The organism is Burkholderia mycopellens (genome assembly GCF_964265025.1).
In the GTDB taxonomy this organism is placed as follows: domain Bacteria; phylum Pseudomonadota; class Gammaproteobacteria; order Burkholderiales; family Burkholderiaceae; genus Burkholderia.
Genome location: NZ_OZ183803.1, coordinates 336839 through 351376 on the forward strand (window position 1 = coordinate 336839; position 14538 = coordinate 351376).

At 68.8% G+C, this 14538-nt stretch carries 16 protein-coding genes; 14 read left to right on the forward strand and 2 right to left on the reverse strand.

The window, feature by feature from the left end; all coding sequences use genetic code 11:
• Positions 1-10 precede the first annotated feature (10 nt).
• From ACPTTC_RS19855 to ACPTTC_RS19905, 11 genes are all read left to right on the forward strand, one after another.
• Positions 11-1435 (forward strand): LLM class flavin-dependent oxidoreductase, encoded by a 1425-nt coding sequence (locus tag ACPTTC_RS19855; RefSeq protein WP_423393587.1) that lies wholly within the window; start codon positions 11-13, stop codon positions 1433-1435.
• Between the two features lie 18 nt (positions 1436-1453).
• Positions 1454-2641 (forward strand): methionine ABC transporter ATP-binding protein, encoded by a 1188-nt coding sequence (locus ACPTTC_RS19860; protein WP_423393588.1) that lies wholly within the window; start codon positions 1454-1456, stop codon positions 2639-2641.
• Positions 2634-3290: a methionine ABC transporter permease gene (locus ACPTTC_RS19865; protein WP_423393589.1), complete on the forward strand. Its 657-nt coding sequence runs from the start codon at positions 2634-2636 to the stop codon at positions 3288-3290. The genes ACPTTC_RS19860 and ACPTTC_RS19865 overlap by 8 nt, the downstream gene beginning before the upstream one ends.
• Positions 3291-3344: 54 nt before the next feature.
• Positions 3345-4187, forward strand: coding sequence for a hypothetical protein (locus ACPTTC_RS19870; RefSeq protein ID WP_423393590.1), 843 nt, complete (start codon positions 3345-3347; stop codon positions 4185-4187).
• The gene (locus ACPTTC_RS19875; RefSeq protein ID WP_423393591.1) at positions 4184-5395 is read left to right on the forward strand and encodes an acyl-CoA dehydrogenase family protein; all 1212 of its coding nucleotides are present in this window, start codon (positions 4184-4186) and stop codon (positions 5393-5395) included. Before ACPTTC_RS19870 ends, ACPTTC_RS19875 begins: the two co-directional genes overlap by 4 nt.
• 191 nt (positions 5396-5586) lie before the next feature.
• Positions 5587-5769, forward strand: coding sequence for a hypothetical protein (locus tag ACPTTC_RS19880; RefSeq protein ID WP_423393592.1), 183 nt, complete (start codon positions 5587-5589; stop codon positions 5767-5769).
• Positions 5770-5838: 69 nt separating this feature from the next.
• Complete coding sequence (gene zigA, locus ACPTTC_RS19885) at positions 5839-7047, forward strand: zinc metallochaperone GTPase ZigA (RefSeq protein ID WP_423393593.1); 1209 nt, start codon at positions 5839-5841, stop codon at positions 7045-7047.
• A 58-nt stretch (positions 7048-7105) separates the two neighbouring features.
• Positions 7106-8026, forward strand: a complete 921-nt coding sequence (gene folE2 / locus ACPTTC_RS19890; protein ID WP_423393594.1) for a GTP cyclohydrolase FolE2 — start codon at positions 7106-7108, stop codon at positions 8024-8026.
• Positions 8020-8601 (forward strand): 6-pyruvoyl trahydropterin synthase family protein, encoded by a 582-nt coding sequence (locus ACPTTC_RS19895; protein WP_423393595.1) that lies wholly within the window; start codon positions 8020-8022, stop codon positions 8599-8601. The genes folE2 and ACPTTC_RS19895 overlap by 7 nt, the downstream gene beginning before the upstream one ends.
• Positions 8598-9158, forward strand: a complete 561-nt coding sequence (locus ACPTTC_RS19900) for a carbonate dehydratase (protein WP_175965020.1) — start codon at positions 8598-8600, stop codon at positions 9156-9158. Before ACPTTC_RS19895 ends, ACPTTC_RS19900 begins: the two co-directional genes overlap by 4 nt.
• A gap of 3 nt (positions 9159-9161) precedes the next feature.
• Positions 9162-10532, forward strand: a complete 1371-nt coding sequence (locus ACPTTC_RS19905) for a dihydroorotase (protein WP_423393596.1) — start codon at positions 9162-9164, stop codon at positions 10530-10532.
• On the opposite strand, the gene ACPTTC_RS19910 is transcribed toward ACPTTC_RS19905, so the two are convergent.
• On the reverse strand, positions 10529-10993 hold the full coding sequence (locus ACPTTC_RS19910) for an Lrp/AsnC family transcriptional regulator (protein WP_175965018.1): 465 nt from the start codon (positions 10991-10993) through the stop codon (positions 10529-10531). The two genes, ACPTTC_RS19905 and ACPTTC_RS19910, sit on opposite strands and share 4 nt — an antisense overlap.
• A 167-nt stretch (positions 10994-11160) precedes the next feature.
• On the opposite strand from ACPTTC_RS19910, the gene ACPTTC_RS19915 reads away from it, so the two are divergent.
• Complete coding sequence (locus ACPTTC_RS19915) at positions 11161-11787, forward strand: LysE family translocator (protein WP_423393597.1); 627 nt, start codon at positions 11161-11163, stop codon at positions 11785-11787.
• 6 nt (positions 11788-11793) lie between these two features.
• Here the strand turns inward: ACPTTC_RS19915 and ACPTTC_RS19920 are convergent, their stop codons facing one another.
• Positions 11794-12642, reverse strand: coding sequence for a helix-turn-helix domain-containing protein (locus ACPTTC_RS19920; RefSeq protein WP_423393598.1), 849 nt, complete (start codon positions 12640-12642; stop codon positions 11794-11796).
• 196 nt (positions 12643-12838) lie between these two features.
• Here ACPTTC_RS19920 and ACPTTC_RS19925 point away from each other — a divergent pair, with 196 nt between their 5' ends.
• Together ACPTTC_RS19925 and ACPTTC_RS19930 are read left to right on the forward strand one after the other, a co-directional pair.
• Positions 12839-13792 (forward strand): DUF2167 domain-containing protein, encoded by a 954-nt coding sequence (locus ACPTTC_RS19925; RefSeq protein ID WP_423393599.1) that lies wholly within the window; start codon positions 12839-12841, stop codon positions 13790-13792.
• Positions 13789-14514: a site-2 protease family protein gene (locus ACPTTC_RS19930; protein ID WP_423393600.1), complete on the forward strand. Its 726-nt coding sequence runs from the start codon at positions 13789-13791 to the stop codon at positions 14512-14514. Before ACPTTC_RS19925 ends, ACPTTC_RS19930 begins: the two co-directional genes overlap by 4 nt.
• Positions 14515-14538: the final 24 nt, after the last annotated feature.

The window sequence follows — 14538 nt, forward strand, 5'->3', positions numbered from 1 at the left end:
GGAGGCGGGCATGACGACGGCAAACCGCAAGAAGATCCTGCTCAACGCGTTCAACATGAACTGCGTCGGGCACATCAACCACGGGCTGTGGACGCATCCGCGCGACCGCTCCGCGCACTACACCGATCTCGACTACTGGGCCGACCTCGCGAAGACGCTCGAACGCGGCAAGTTCGACGGGATCTTCCTTGCGGACATCGTCGGCGTGTACGACGTGTTCGGCGGCGGCCCCGATGCCGCGCTGCGCGAATCGGTGCAGGTGCCCGTCAACGACCCGCTGCTGCTGGTGCCCGCGATGGCGCAGGTCACGCGCCATCTCGGCTTCGGCGTGACCGCGAACCTGACCTACGAGCCGCCGTACCTGTTCGCGCGCCGCATGTCGACGCTCGATCACCTGACGAAAGGGCGGGTGGGCTGGAACATCGTCACCGGCTATCTCGACAGTGCCGCGCGCGGGATGGGCCTCGCGCAGCAGATCGGCCACGACGACCGTTACGAGCGCGCGGACGACTACATGGATGTCGTCTACAAGCTGTGGGAACAGAGCTGGGACGACGACGCGGTGATCCGCGACGCGCAGGCGCGCGTGTTCGCGCAGCCGGGCAAGGTGCGGCGCGTGAAGCACGACGGGCCGTTCTATTCGCTCGATGCGATTCACCTGAGCGAGCCGTCGCTGCAGCGCACGCCGGTGCTGTACCAGGCCGGTTCATCCGCGCGCGGCGTCGAGTTCGCCGGCCGTCACGCGGAATGCGTGTTCGTGAACGGGCAAAGCAAGGCCGCCGCGCGCGCGGCGGCGCTCGACATCCGCGCGGCCGCCGCACGACAGGGGCGCGACCCGGCGTCGATCCGGATCTTCGCGGGCGTGAGCGTCGTGACGGCCGAGACCGAGCGGCTCGCGCGCGAGAAATTCGACGAATACCGGCGCTACGCGAGCCCCGAAGCCGGCCTCGCGCATTTCGCGAGCTCGACCGGCATCGACTTCGCGAAGTACGGCCTCGACGAGCCGATCTCGTACGTGAAGACCGATTCGATCCAGTCGGCCGTCGACGCGATCTCGCGCAAGAGCACGACCGGCACGTGGACCGTACGTCGGATGCTCGAGCAGATGTCGCTCGGCGGCCGCTATGCGCCGATCGTCGGCTCGCCGTCGCAGGTCGCGGACGAACTGCAGTCGTGGATCGACGAGACCGGCATCGACGGCTTCAACCTGACGCGCACCGTGATGCCCGAGTCGTTCGAGGATTTCGTCGACTGGGTCGTGCCCGAGCTGCAGAACCGCGGCGTCTACAAGGAAGACTACGATCCCGCGCCGACGCTGCGCGAGAAGCTGTTCGGCGCGGGTGCGCGCCTGCCCGCGTGGCACACCGGTGCACAGCACCGGCCGGCCCGCGCGCGTGACGCCGCCCATCCCGCTGCGCATCCCGCGCATGCGTGAACCTGACGGGGCGAAGTGATGACGCAATTGTTCGATACGTTGGGTTTCATCGACACGTCGGCCGCGCGCGCCGGCGCCGCTGCCGCGACGCATGATGAAGCGGCCGCGTCGGCCGACTTGGCCGGCGCGGCGGCCGTGACGCTGGAGCAGGTCGGCAAGGTGTTCGCGACGCCGCGCGGCCAGGCCGCCGCGTTGCGCGACGTGACGCTCGACGTGCGGCGCGGCGAGGTATTCGGGATCATCGGCCGCAGCGGTGCCGGGAAGTCGACGCTGCTGCGGCTCGTAAACGGGCTCGAGCGGCCGAGTTCGGGCCGTGTGCGCGTGCAGGGCGTCGACGTCGGCGCGCTCGACGAGGACGGGCTCGTCGCGCTGCGGCGCCGTACCGGCATGGTGTTCCAGCATTTCAACCTGCTGTCCGCGAAGACGGTGTTCGAGAACGTCGCGCTGCCGCTGAAGATCGCCGGCGTGCCGAAGGCCGAGCGCGTGCGCAAGGTCGAGGCGCTGCTCGAGCTCGTCGGCCTCGCCGCGAAGCGCGACGCGTATCCGGTCAGCTTGTCGGGCGGCCAGAAGCAGCGCGTCGGCATTGCCCGCGCGCTCGTGCACGATCCGGAGGTGCTGCTGTGCGACGAGGCGACGTCGGCGCTCGATCCGGAGACGACACAGTCGATCCTCGCGCTGCTCGCCGACATCAACCGCCGCCTCGGGCTGACGATCGTGCTGATCACGCACGAGATGGAAGTGATCCGCGCGGTGTGCGACACGGTTGCGGTGATCGAACAGGGCGAAGTCGTCGAAACGGGCCCCGTGTGGCGCGTGTTCGGCGATCCGCGCCACGGCGCGACGCGCGCGCTGCTCAGCACGCTCGTGCACGACCTGCCGGCCGAACTGGCCGCGCGCGTGCAGCCGCTGCCCGAGCGGGCCGCGCTGCCCGACGGCGCGCAGGTCGTGCTCGACGTCCGCTATACGGGCGAGAGTGGCGGCGAGCCGGATGTCGGCGCGCTCGCGGCGGCGCTCGGCGGCTCGGTGCGTTTCCTGCACGGCGGGATCGAGCGCATCCAGGGGCATGCGCAGGGGCGGCTCGTGATCGCGGCAGCGCCGCGCGCGGATGACGCCGGCCAATCGCCGGCTCGCGGCGGCGCGGTTGCCGCGCTGCTCGAACGTGCGCGCCGCCACGCGAATCACGCGGAGGTGCTCGGCTATGTTTGACCTCTGGTGGCCCGAACTGCTCGACGCGATCCGCGACACGCTGTCGATGGTCGCCGCGTCGGCCGCGATTGCCGCGCTGATCGGCATCCCGCTCGCGGTGATCCTCGTGACGACCGCGCCCGGCGGCATCTACGAACGGCGCGGCGTGAATGCGGTGCTCGGCGCGCTCGTCAACGTGTTCCGCTCGACGCCGTTCATGATCCTGCTGGTCGCGCTGCTGCCGTTCACGCGCGTGCTGATCGGCACGACGATCGGCGTCTGGGCGGCCGTCGTGCCGCTGTCGATCGCCGCGATCCCGTTCTTCGCGCGGATCGCCGAGGTGAGCCTGCGCGAAGTCGACCGCGGACTGATCGAGGCCGCGCTCGCGATGGGCGCGAAGCGCCGCCACATCGTCTGGCACGTGCTGCTGCCCGAAGCGCTGCCCGGCATGCTCGGCGGCTTCACCATTACCGTCGTCGCGCTGATCGGCTCGACCGCGATGGCGGGCGCCGTCGGCGCGGGCGGCCTCGGCGATCTCGCGATCCGCTACGGCTACCAGCGTTTCGACACCACCGTCATGGCGACCGTGATCGTGATCCTGATCGCGCTCGTCTCGGCCGTGCAAATCACGGGCGACCGCCTGGTCCGACGTGTGACCCGGCGTACCTGAGCGGCGCCACAAGCGTCCGCTCGCTTCATTCATGATCCTGAGAGAAAGAACCCTATGACCTTGCCCATCGGCGCGCCGCGCGAATGGAACGGACAATTCGAGGAGGCGCTGTTTCTCGACGTGGCGCGACGCCATCGTCCAGACTTCCCGGCCAAGCTCGCCACACCGCCGCGCGAGCCGCGCAATGACGACGAGCTGGCCGCCGTCGCCGACTACTACACGAAGATGGCGTCGCACGACCTGTTCATCGTGCAGGTCGTCGCAAAGGCGATCGATACGCTGTTCCGCGACGACCCGCATTTCCAGCTGATCCTGTCGCGCCAGCTCGGCGATGACGGCGCGCACGCGGTGATCGGCCGCGAACGCGTGACCGAACTGACGGGGCGCGATCCGCTGCCGGAAGTCGACCGGCTCGTCGCCGTGCACTGGGCGCGCATCGGCGACATCGCGGTGCGCGACGTCGCGGGCTTTCTCGCGTTCGAATGGCATTACGAACTGCACATCCTCGCGAAGCTGTGGATTCAGCGAAAGACCGGCCGCATCGGCGATTCCGCGATGCGCGAGCATGGCGAGAACCGGATCCGGCCGGACGAGGAATGGCATCGCGTGCAGATCGTCCAGTGGTGGTTCGATACGTTGAAGGCGCTGCCGGCCGCCGAGCGCGACGCGCTGATCGATCGCGTGATCGCGGCCGACGAGGAAACGCAGGCGCGGCTCGACGGTTATCTGCACGACGAGTACGCGCACACCGCGCACGTGTTCGGCGCGGATATCGCCGAATACCGCGCGATCTACGACGACTGGCGGCGCGAGATCCTGTCGCGGCTGACCGGCCGCAAGCTCGACGCGCTCGTGCCGCTGTCGGGGGAGGCGGTTGCGCAGGAAGCCGTCGCATGAACGATCCCCGTGGCCCGGCGACCTTCGCGCCCGATACCGATGGACCCGCCTTCGACCGCGCCGGGTTGGCCCGGGCGATCGACGCGTTGCGCGCCACTGCCGCCGCGCGCGACCGCGCGGGCGGTCATGCGGCGCAAGAGAAGCAGTGGCTCGCCGATGCGGGGCTGCTGACGCTTGCGGTGCCGCGTGCGTTCGGCGGGCAGGAAGCCGCATGGCCCGGGATCTACGACGCGATCCGGCAGATCGCGCGCGTCGACAGCGCGCTCGCGCATCTCGTCGGATTCCAGTGCCTGCAGGTGGTGAGCGTCGACGTGTGGGGCAACGCCGCGCAGCGCGAGCGCTATCTGCGCGGCACGGTCGAGCAGCGATGGTGGTGGGGCAATGCGGTCAATCCGCTCGACACGCGACTCGTGGCCACGGCGACGCCCGACGGCGGCTACCGGCTCGATGGCGTGAAGGGCTTCTGCTCGGGCACGCGCGGCTCGCAGCGCATGACGGTGTCCGCGCACGATCCGGACACCGGCCGCACGGTGTTCGGCGTCGTGCCGACCGATCGTCCGGGGATCACGGTCAATGAAGACTGGGATCCGATCGGCCAGCGCCAGACCGATAGCGGCAGCGTGCGCTTCGACGGCGTGACGCTCGCGGCGGATGAAGTGCTGCACCGCTCGGAAAACGCGCCGACCCCGCGCGCGACGCTGCGCACGCTCGTGTCGCAGCTCGTGCTGACCAACCTGTTCGTCGGGCTGGCGGAAGGTGCGCTGGCCGAGGCCCGCGACTACGTGCTGAAGCACGGGCGGCCGTGGATTCATGCGAACGTCGAGCGCGCGAGCGACGATCCATATACGTTGCAGCGCTTCGGCGACATGCGCGTGCGGGCGCTCGCCGCCGCGTCGCTCGCCGATCGTGCGGCCGACGCATTGCAGCGCGCATGGACGCAGCACGACGCGCTGACGGCGGACGGGCGCGCCGAAGTCGCGCTGGCCGTATCGGAAGCGAAGATCGTCGCGCAGCGCGCCGCGATCGAGAACGGCGAGGCGCTGTTCGACGCATGCGGCGCACGCGCGACGGCCGCGTCGCTCGGCCTCGACCGCTTCTGGCGGAACGCGCGCACGCATACGCTGCACGACCCGCTCGACTACCGGCTGCGCGACGTGGGCCGGTTCGCACTGGCCGGGGCGTTGCCCCCGGCGTCGCTCTATACGTAAGTGAGCGCGCGCACCGTGACTGGTCGACGGGCGGCGGGGCTGCCGTCGGCACGGCCACGGGTGCGGGTGCGACCGCAGGCCGGCTGGCCAGCGGTGCGCTGCTCTCCACGCCGGCGCGCTTGAACGACACCCGTTCGTTCGAATAGCGCGCGTCGCGTATCCCGCTTGCGTCGAAGTACTCCTCGACCGACTTGACCCCGCAGCCCACTGCCGGCACGGTCCAGAACGCCCTGCCGGTCTGTTCCGCCGTGCCGTTGTTGCGGCTCTGCATCACGATCGCCGACCCGCCCGCGTTGCGCGATACGCCGGACATGATCGATGGCCCCGCCGGGAGCGCGAATCGCCGCCGTGTGACCGGCCTGCTGGACGCCTGAAATGATATGTTATATCGTTGCGATACAATATATCATTCTCTCCTCAATGTCCTCTTCCGGAATCGCCCGATGAGTACTGCACTCCATCCGTCCACGCGGCTTCCCGTGACCGTCCTGTCCGGCTTCCTCGGCGCCGGCAAGACGACGCTGCTCAACCACATCCTCAACAATCGCGAGGGCCGGCGCGTCGCGGTCATCGTCAACGACATGTCCGAGGTCAACATCGACGCCGCGCTCGTGCGCGACGGCGGCGCGGGGCTGTCGCGCACCGACGAGAAACTGGTCGAGATGAGCAACGGCTGCATCTGCTGCACGCTGCGCGAGGATCTGCTGATCGAGGTCGACCGGCTCGCGCGCGAAGGGCGGTTCGACCAGCTCGTGATCGAGTCGACCGGCATCTCGGAGCCGCTGCCGGTGGCCGAGACGTTCACGTTCGAAGGCGAGGACGGCCGCAGCCTCGGCGAAGTCGCGCGGCTCGACACGATGGTGACGGTGGTCGATGCGTTCAATTTCCTGCGCGACTACGCGTCGCGCGACAGCCTGCAGTCGCGCGGCGAATCGATGGGCGACGAGGATGCGCGCACGGTCGTCGATCTGCTGATCGACCAGATCGAGTTCTGCGACGTGATCGTGATCAACAAGATCGACCTGATCGACGCAAGCGCGCGCGAGCGGCTGGTCGCGCTGCTGCGCGGCTTGAACCCGCGCGCACGGATCGAGATCGCCGAATTCGGCAAGGTGCCGCTCGAGCGCGTGCTCGACACGGGCCTGTTCGATTTCGAAGCCGCGTCGCGCGCGCCGGGCTGGCTGCAGGAGATGCGCGGCACGCACACGCCGGAGACCGACGAGTACGGCATCCGAAGCTTCGTCTATCGTGCGCGCCGGCCGTTCCATCCGCAGCGTTTCTTCGATCTCGTGGAAAGCGAATGGCCGGGCGTCGTCCGCTCGAAGGGATTCTTCTGGCTCGCCACCCACCCGACCGTCGCCGGTTCGTGGTCGCAGGCCGGCGCGGTCGCCCGGCACGGGCCGGCCGGCTACTGGTGGGCGGCTGTGCCGCCCGAGCGCTGGCCGCAGGACGCGGAAGCCGTCGCGCAGATCCGCGCACGCTGGGACGAGCACGTCGGCGATGCGCGGCAGGAACTCGTGCTGATCGGCATGGACATGGACGAGCCCGCGCTGCGCGCGCGCTTCGACGCGTGTCTGCTGACCGACGCCGAGATGGCTAGCGGCCCCGAACACTGGACCACGTGGGACAACCCGTTTCACGACTGGCCCTGACCTGAACGCGCTTCCTGCATCGATCCGGATGGAGAAAGCGCTCCACCGGATTCCGAGCATGAACGCACCCCTTCCCGATATTTCCCTGACCGATGCCGCGCCGGGCGGCCGCCCGCTCGAATGGGTCGGCATGCAGGGCATCGACCTGCCCGTTGCGGTGGCCGAGCCCGGCTGCCGTCGCGACGTGCATGCGCGCGTCGACGTGCAGGTCGATCTGCCCGCGCCGCACGTGAAGGGCATCCACATGTCGCGGCTGTACCGGCTGCTCGACGGGTTCGGCGACGGCTCGGCGCTGTCGCCGGCCGGCCTTCAGCGTCTGCTGCAGGCGATGGTCGACAGCCATCGCGACTGCGACACGCGCAGTGCGCGGCTGCGGCTGCGCTTCGACTTGCTGGCGCGTCGTGCGGCGCTCGTGACCGACGGGCTGGCCGGGTGGAAGGCCTATCCGGTCCGCATCGACGCGACGTTGACGGATTCCAGGTTCGCGCTGCGCGCGCAGGTGACGTCCGTCTATTCGTCGACGTGCCCGTGCTCGGCCGCGCTGTCGCGGCACTGGGTCGAGCAGGCATTCCTGGCGGCGTTCGGCCGCGACGATCGCGTGGACCCGGCGGCAGTCGCCGCATGGCTGAAACGGCACGCGACGGCGGCCACGCCGCACAGTCAGCGCAGCGAAGCCGTCGTCAGCGTGGCGCTGCCCGCCGACGGCGCGACGCTGGGGCTGATCGACCTGATCGATCGCATCGAGCACGCGCTCGGCACGCCGGTGCAGACGGCCGTCAAGCGCGCGGACGAGCAGGCGTTCGCGGTGCTGAACGGCGGGAACCTGATGTTCGTCGAGGATGCCGCGCGCCGGGTCCAGGCCGCGCTGGATGGCCACCACCGGAACCCGCGGGTGCACGTGCGCCATCTGGAAAGCCTGCATCCGCACGACGCGGTGGCCTGGGCCGCGCCGGTTCGCGAACACGCCGACGCATGCTGATCCGCAAGCTGTTCCGGTTCGAGAACGCGCATATCGTGCGCGGCTGCAGCACGCGGCGCTGCTCGCATTCGATCCACGGTCATTCGTACCGTGTCGAGCTGGTGCTCGAAGCGCACGCGCTCGATCACGGGCAGATGATCTACGACTTCGGGCTGCTCAAGGGCGACGTGCGCGACCTGATCGACGCGTTCGATCACGCTGTGACGCTGTGGTCGGATGACGAGCCGGACTATCTCGAGAGCATGCGCCGGCATTCCGAGCGCTGGGTGATGCTGCCCGTATCGCCGAGCGCCGAGCAGTTCTCGCGCGTGTTCTTTCGCCTCGTCGATGCGGCGCTGTCGTGCACCCGCATGGTGAACGGCGAAGCCGACGTGCGGCTGCATTCGGTCATCGTTCACGAGACCGAGACCGGCTACGCGCAGTGCTTTCGCGACGATGCGTTCAACCCGCGCATGGGCCGTATCGACCTGGATGACATCGTGTTCGCGCCGGCCATCTCCGCGCAATGGCGCGATCCGGGCCTGTTCGAGCGGCTCAAGCGCGGCCCTCTCCTTTCTCAGCAGGAATCCTCATGATCAGAAAGAACCCGCGCGGCGACCTGCCGCAAATCCACCCGAGCGCGTTCGTCGATCCGACCGCCATCCTGTGCGGGCGCGTGATCGTCGAGGAGAACGTGTTCATCGGCCCGTACGCGGTGATCCGCGCCGACGAAACGGACCCGGACGGACGGATTGCCCCCATCGTGATCGGCGCGCATTCGAACATCCAGGACGGCGTGGTGATTCATTCGAAGTCGGGCGCGAGCGTCACCATCGGCCGGCACACGTCGATCGCGCATCGCGCGATCGTCCACGGGCCGTGCCAGGTCGGCAACGGCGTGTTTGTCGGCTTCAACAGCGTGCTGTTCAACTGCACCATCGACGACGGCTGCGTGGTGCGCTATAACGCGGTCGTCGACGGCTGCCGCCTGCCGCCGGGCTTCTACGTGCGCTCGACCGAGCGCATCGGGCCGGAAACCGACCTTGCCGCGTTGCCGCAGGTGACAGCCGACGCGAGCGACTTCTCCGAGGACGTCGCGCGCACGAACAACGCGCTGGTGCTGGGCTACAAGCACATCCAGAACGAGTTCTGAATCATGGACGAACGCATTCGACCTGAAGGGAGCGACGGGCCGAAGCGTCGCCACGCCGACCTGCTCGTGCACGGCGGCACGGTGATGACGCCCAACGGCGCCGAGCGGATCGACGTCGCGTGCGCGGATGGCCGCGTCGTCGCGCTGGGCGCGTTGCACGGTACCTGGAGCGCCGACGTGCGGCTCGACGCCGGCGAGCTGCATGTGCTGCCGGGCGTCGTCGACAGCCAGGTGCATTTCCGCGAACCGGGCCTCACGCACAAGGAAACCATCGAGGCCGGTACGCGCGGCGCCGTGCTCGGCGGTGTCACGACGATCTTCGAGATGCCCAATACGCATCCGCTGACGCTGGGCGAGCAGGATCTGCAGGCGAAGCTGGATCTCGCGCGCGGCCGTGCGTGGTGCGATTACGCGTTCTACATCGGCGGCTCGGCCGCGAACGCCGAGCGGCTGCCGGTGCTTGAGCGGCTGCCGGGCTGCGCGGGCGTGAAGGTATTCATGGGCAGTTCGTTCGGCGATCTGCTGGCCGACGACGAAACCGTGTTGCGCCGGATCCTGCGCAACGGGCGGCGGCGCATGGCCGTGCATGCGGAGGACGAAGCGCGGCTGCGCGAGCGCCGGGCGCTCGTGGAGGCTAGCGGCGACGTGCGTGATCATCCGCACTGGCGCGACGTGCAAAGCGCGCTGGCCGCGACGCGGCGCATCGTCGGGCTGGCTGCCGAGACGGGCCGGCGGCTGCATGTGCTGCACGTGTCCACCGCAGAGGAAATGGCGTTCCTCGCGCGGCACCGGCATCGCGTGACGGTCGAGGTCACGCCGCATCACCTGAGCCTGTGCGCGCCCGATTGCTACGAGCGGCTCGGCACGTTCGCGCAGATGAATCCGCCGGTGCGCGAGCGGCATCATCAGGATGCACTGTGGCAGGCCGTCCGCGACGGCGTGGTCGACGTGATCGGCAGCGATCACGCGCCGCATACGCGCGACGAAAAGCGCCGGCCCTATCCGCAGTCGCCGAGCGGCATGACCGGCGTGCAGACGCTGCTGCCGCTGATGCTCGATCATGTGCATGCGGGCCGCCTGAGCCTCGAACGGCTGGTCGACCTGACCAGCGCCGGGCCGGCGCGCATTTTCGGCATCGAAGGGAAAGGGCGGATTGCGGTGGGTTACGACGCCGATTTCAGCATCGTCGATTTGCGCGCGCGCCGCATCATCCGCGACGAATGGATCGCCAGCGTGAGCGGCTGGACGCCTTACGACGGATGCGCGGTCACGGGCTGGCCCATGCATACGGTCGTGCGCGGGCAGGTCGTCGTGCGCGACGGCGCGTTGAGCGGGGAGCCGGCGGGGCAGGCTGTCACGTTCCTGGACGCCTAGATCGGCAGGCGCACCGTCTGCTTGATCCGCTTCAGCGGAATCTCGGTTTCGACGTTGCGTACGCCTTCGATCTGGGTGAGCGTTTCCATCTGGAAACGCTGATAGTCGTCGAGATCCCGCGCGATCACGCGCAGCAGGTAATCGTAGCTGCCGGCCATCAGGTGGCATTCGAGGACTTCGGGCGCCTGCTCCATTTCGCGTGCGAAGCGCTCGACCGTCTTCTTGTCCTGGCGCTCCAGCGTGACACGCACGAACGCCGTGAACCTCAGGTCGACGGCGGCGGGGTTCAGCAGCGCGACATAGGCGTCGATCACGCCCTGCTCTTCGAGCAGGTGAACGCGGCGCAGGCAAGGCGTGGCCGAGAGTCCGGCCTGTTGCGCGAGTTCGGCGTTCGTCTGGTTCGAATTCTGTTGCAGCGCGCGCAGAATGCGCCGGTCGATTGCGTCCAGTCTGGTTGGCATTTTTCACTACCATCAATGCGGATGCTAGAGAATAGCGCTAAATTCGGCACTTCGAATAGCCAAATACGCATCCAATCTCCACCGCAACGCGCCGATAATCTGACGACCGGCCGGCCTGTGCGATGCGCGCGATTCCCGTTCCGGTCGCCCCCTTCAGGAGATCTCCCATGCTGCACGTATCCTGGCTGCCGTTCATCGCCACGTCCCTTCTGATCATCGTCACGCCCGGCCAGGACATGGTGCTCGTGATGTCGCGCACGCTGTTCGGCGGCACGCGCGCCGGCCTCGTGACGGCGGCGGGCGTCAGCGTCGGGCTGCTCGTGCACACGATGCTCGCGACGCTCGGGCTGGGCGCGCTTCTTCAGGCATCCGAATGGTTGTTCGCCACGCTGAAGGTGGTCGGTGCGCTGTACCTGCTGTATCTCGGCATCACGCTGCTGCGTGCGTCGGGCGAGCTCGCGCTCTCGAGCAGCCGCGGCGCGCCGGAATCGCGGTGGCGCACGTTCGCGCAAGGCGCGCTGTCCAACATGTCGAATCCGAAGGTCGCGCTCTTCTACCTGGCGTTCCTGCCGCAGTTCGTCCCCGCGGGCGCCGCGCATCCGATGCTGTCGCTGTTCGTGCTGGGCGCGACGTTCGCCGGCCTGACGTTTCTCGTCAAGGGGCCGGTCGCGCTGTTCGCCGGCCTGCTGTCGGCGTCGATTCGCCGTAACCCGCGCATCCTGACCCGCATGCACCGTATCAGCGGTGTGGTTCTGCTGGCACTCGGTGTCAAGCTGGCGTTCGAGCGCCGCTGATGGCCGTCATTGCGCCGGCAACGCGTCCGCCAGCGCCCGCATCGCGTCCACCGTCTCCGGATTCGCCGGAAAGAACGCCTCGATCGCGAGTTCCGACAGCGTCACGTCGACCGGCGTGCCGAACACGGTCGTCGTACTGAAGAACGTCAGTTCGCCGGCCGCCGTGCGCAGCCGCAGCGGCACGGCGATATCCGCGAAGTCGGTGCGCGCATGCGTGTCGTCGGGCTGGCCGGCCGGCGCCGGATACGCGGCGAGTTCGTCGCGCAGCGTGTGCAGCGTGCGGTCGCCGCTCGCATCGATCTGCCGCTGCAGGCGATGCAGGATGTGCGCGCGCCATTCGTGCCAGTTGACGATCTGCGACGCGAGCCCGTCCGGATGCAGGCTCAGGCGCAGCACGTTGACGGGCGGCTGCAGCAGCGCGGGGTCGGCCTGCGCGACCAGCGCGCCGAGCATCCGGTTCGCGGCGAGCAGCGTCCAGTGGCGGTCGACGGCGAGCGCCGGGTAGGGTTCGTGGCCGCGCAGCACGGCTTCGACCGCATGGCGCGCGGCATCCAGTTGCGGATCCGAAAACGGCCGTTCGCGAAACAGCGGCGCGAAGCCGGCCGCGACGAGCAGCGCATTGCGTTCGCGCAGCGGCACGTCGAGACGCTCCGCGAGATGCAGCACCATTTCGCGGCTCGGCTGCGCGCGGCCCGATTCGACGAAGCTCAGGTGGCGCGCGGAGACTTCCGCGTCGAGCGCAAGCGCCATCTGGCTCAGGCGCCGGCGCTGCCGCCAGGTGCGCAGCAGCGGGCCGATGCCGGGCGCGCGGCCGGCGGACGGGGAGGGCGAATGGAGGGCGGCGGTCGGGTTCATGCAGCAGATGATAGGCAATCCCGCGCACCTTGGGCATTACCTGGGACGTAAGCAACGCGCCGTTCCCCGGGCGTGTCGCCGCGCTGCGTTACCATAGCCCCCGTGCCAACTGAGAGACGACGCCTGACCCGCGATTGAAAACGCCTGGGCCGACGCCGTGCATATTGACGACAAGGCATTCCAGGGGAATCCAATAATGAAAAAACTCGCCGTCCGGCTCGCCTGCGTGGCGACGCTTGCATTCGCCGCGACCGCCAGCCACGCGCAGACCGAAGCCGCGCAGGTGGAAATGCGGGCCGCCGCCGCGGCCGCCAACGACGCGGTCGTGAAGGGCCCGACCGACATCGATGTGAAACACGAAGCCGTGCTGAAGCTGAAAGCCGGCGAATCGTTCGTGCCGGCCGCCGAAGCCGGCCGCTACCTGCGCTCGATGGGCAACTCGATCGACGAATCCAGGCTGGTCGGCCTCGTGCTGCCCGACGATCCCGACGCCGACTGGATCTCGGTCGTGTCGTTCGAGCCGAGCGGCTATATCCGCGACGACGATGCGAAGGACTGGAAGCCCGACGAGCTGCTGAAGAGCCTGCAGGCCGGCACCGAGGAAGACAACCCGGGGCGCAAGGAGCGCGGCCTGCCGGAAACCGAGGTGGTCGGCTGGGCGAAGGCGCCCGCCTACGATGCGGCCACGCACCGGCTCGTGTGGTCCGCGATCATCCGCGACAAAGGCGCGGCCCCGAACGCCGGGAACGACGGCGTGAACTACCGGACGCTGGTGCTCGGCCGTGACGGCTACCTGTCGTTGACGATGGCGTCGACGCTCGCCGATCTGCCGAAATACAAGGCGTCGGCCGACGAACTGCTGTCGAACATCAGCTTCAACGACGGCAAGCGCTACGCCGATTTCAACAAGTCGACCGACCACGTCGCCGAGTACGGCCTCGCGGCGCTGATCGTCGGCGTCGGCGCGAAGAAGCTCGGCCTGCTCGCGCTGATCGGCGCGTTCGCGGTGAAGTTCTTCAAGATCGGCGCGGTCGCGCTGCTGGCCGGCGGCGCGGCGGTGAAGCGCTTCTTCGGGCGCAAGCCGAAGCCGGCTGCGGTGCCGGCTGTCGCCGACGCATCCGATGCCTCCGGCACGGAGCGCAAGGAATGACGAAGCTGTTGCTGCTGATCTTCGGCGGCCTCAAGCTCGGCAAGGTGCTCGTGTCGGCGGGCACCATGCTGGCGTCGATCGCGGTCTACGCGCTGTTCTACGGCTGGCGGTTCGCGGCCGGTTTCGTCGCGCTGCTGCTGGTGCACGAGGCGGGCCACTTCGTCGCCGCGCAGCGGCGCGGGCTCGACGTCGGGTTGCCGACCTTCATCCCGTTTGTCGGCGCGTGGATCCAGTTGAAGGAGATGCCGCACGACGCGGAAACCGAGGCGTATGTCGGGCTCGCCGGGCCGTTCGTCGGCACGCTCGGTGCGCTGGCCTGCTACGCGGCCGCGCGCCACTACGACAGCAACCTGCTGCTCGCGCTGTCGTACACGGGCTTCTTCCTGAACCTGTTCAACATGATTCCGCTGTCGCCGTTCGACGGCGGGCGGATCACCGCGGTGCTGTCGCCGCGCATCTGGCTCGCGGGCGTGCCCGTGCTGATCGCGCTGTTCGTCTATCGTCCGAGCCCGTTGCTGATCGTGATGGCGATTCTCGCGCTGCCGCAGCTGAAGCGTGCGTGGCGCTACGATCCCGACGCACCGGAGAACCGCGTGTACTACGCGACGTCGATCGAGACGAAGGTGACCTATGCGCTCTGCTACGTCGGCCTGCTCGCGTTCCTCGCGCTGATGACATCCGGCGTGCACGACATGCTGCGCGTCGCGCATTCGTCGATCTGACAGCGGATCCCTGAGGTCGAATGC

What these genes read in the sequence shown, in the direction of transcription:
- ACPTTC_RS19855 (WP_423393587.1), top strand. Translation starts at nt 11, where the DNA reads ATGACGACGGCAAACCGCAAGAAGATCCTGCTCAACGCGTTCAACATG.
- ACPTTC_RS19860 (WP_423393588.1), top strand. Translation starts at nt 1,454, where the DNA reads ATGACGCAATTGTTCGATACGTTGGGTTTCATCGACACGTCGGCCGCG.
- ACPTTC_RS19865 (WP_423393589.1), top strand. Translation starts at nt 2,634, where the DNA reads ATGTTTGACCTCTGGTGGCCCGAACTGCTCGACGCGATCCGCGACACG.
- ACPTTC_RS19870 (WP_423393590.1), top strand. Translation starts at nt 3,345, where the DNA reads ATGACCTTGCCCATCGGCGCGCCGCGCGAATGGAACGGACAATTCGAG.
- ACPTTC_RS19875 (WP_423393591.1), top strand. Translation starts at nt 4,184, where the DNA reads ATGAACGATCCCCGTGGCCCGGCGACCTTCGCGCCCGATACCGATGGA.
- zigA (WP_423393593.1), top strand. Translation starts at nt 5,839, where the DNA reads ATGAGTACTGCACTCCATCCGTCCACGCGGCTTCCCGTGACCGTCCTG.
- folE2 (WP_423393594.1), top strand. Translation starts at nt 7,106, where the DNA reads ATGAACGCACCCCTTCCCGATATTTCCCTGACCGATGCCGCGCCGGGC.
- ACPTTC_RS19895 (WP_423393595.1), top strand. Translation starts at nt 8,020, where the DNA reads ATGCTGATCCGCAAGCTGTTCCGGTTCGAGAACGCGCATATCGTGCGC.
- ACPTTC_RS19900 (WP_175965020.1), top strand. Translation starts at nt 8,598, where the DNA reads ATGATCAGAAAGAACCCGCGCGGCGACCTGCCGCAAATCCACCCGAGC.
- ACPTTC_RS19905 (WP_423393596.1), top strand. Translation starts at nt 9,162, where the DNA reads ATGGACGAACGCATTCGACCTGAAGGGAGCGACGGGCCGAAGCGTCGC.
- ACPTTC_RS19910 (WP_175965018.1), bottom strand. Translation starts at nt 10,993, where the DNA reads ATGCCAACCAGACTGGACGCAATCGACCGGCGCATTCTGCGCGCGCTG.
- ACPTTC_RS19915 (WP_423393597.1), top strand. Translation starts at nt 11,161, where the DNA reads ATGCTGCACGTATCCTGGCTGCCGTTCATCGCCACGTCCCTTCTGATC.
- ACPTTC_RS19920 (WP_423393598.1), bottom strand. Translation starts at nt 12,642, where the DNA reads ATGAACCCGACCGCCGCCCTCCATTCGCCCTCCCCGTCCGCCGGCCGC.
- ACPTTC_RS19925 (WP_423393599.1), top strand. Translation starts at nt 12,839, where the DNA reads ATGAAAAAACTCGCCGTCCGGCTCGCCTGCGTGGCGACGCTTGCATTC.
- ACPTTC_RS19930 (WP_423393600.1), top strand. Translation starts at nt 13,789, where the DNA reads ATGACGAAGCTGTTGCTGCTGATCTTCGGCGGCCTCAAGCTCGGCAAG.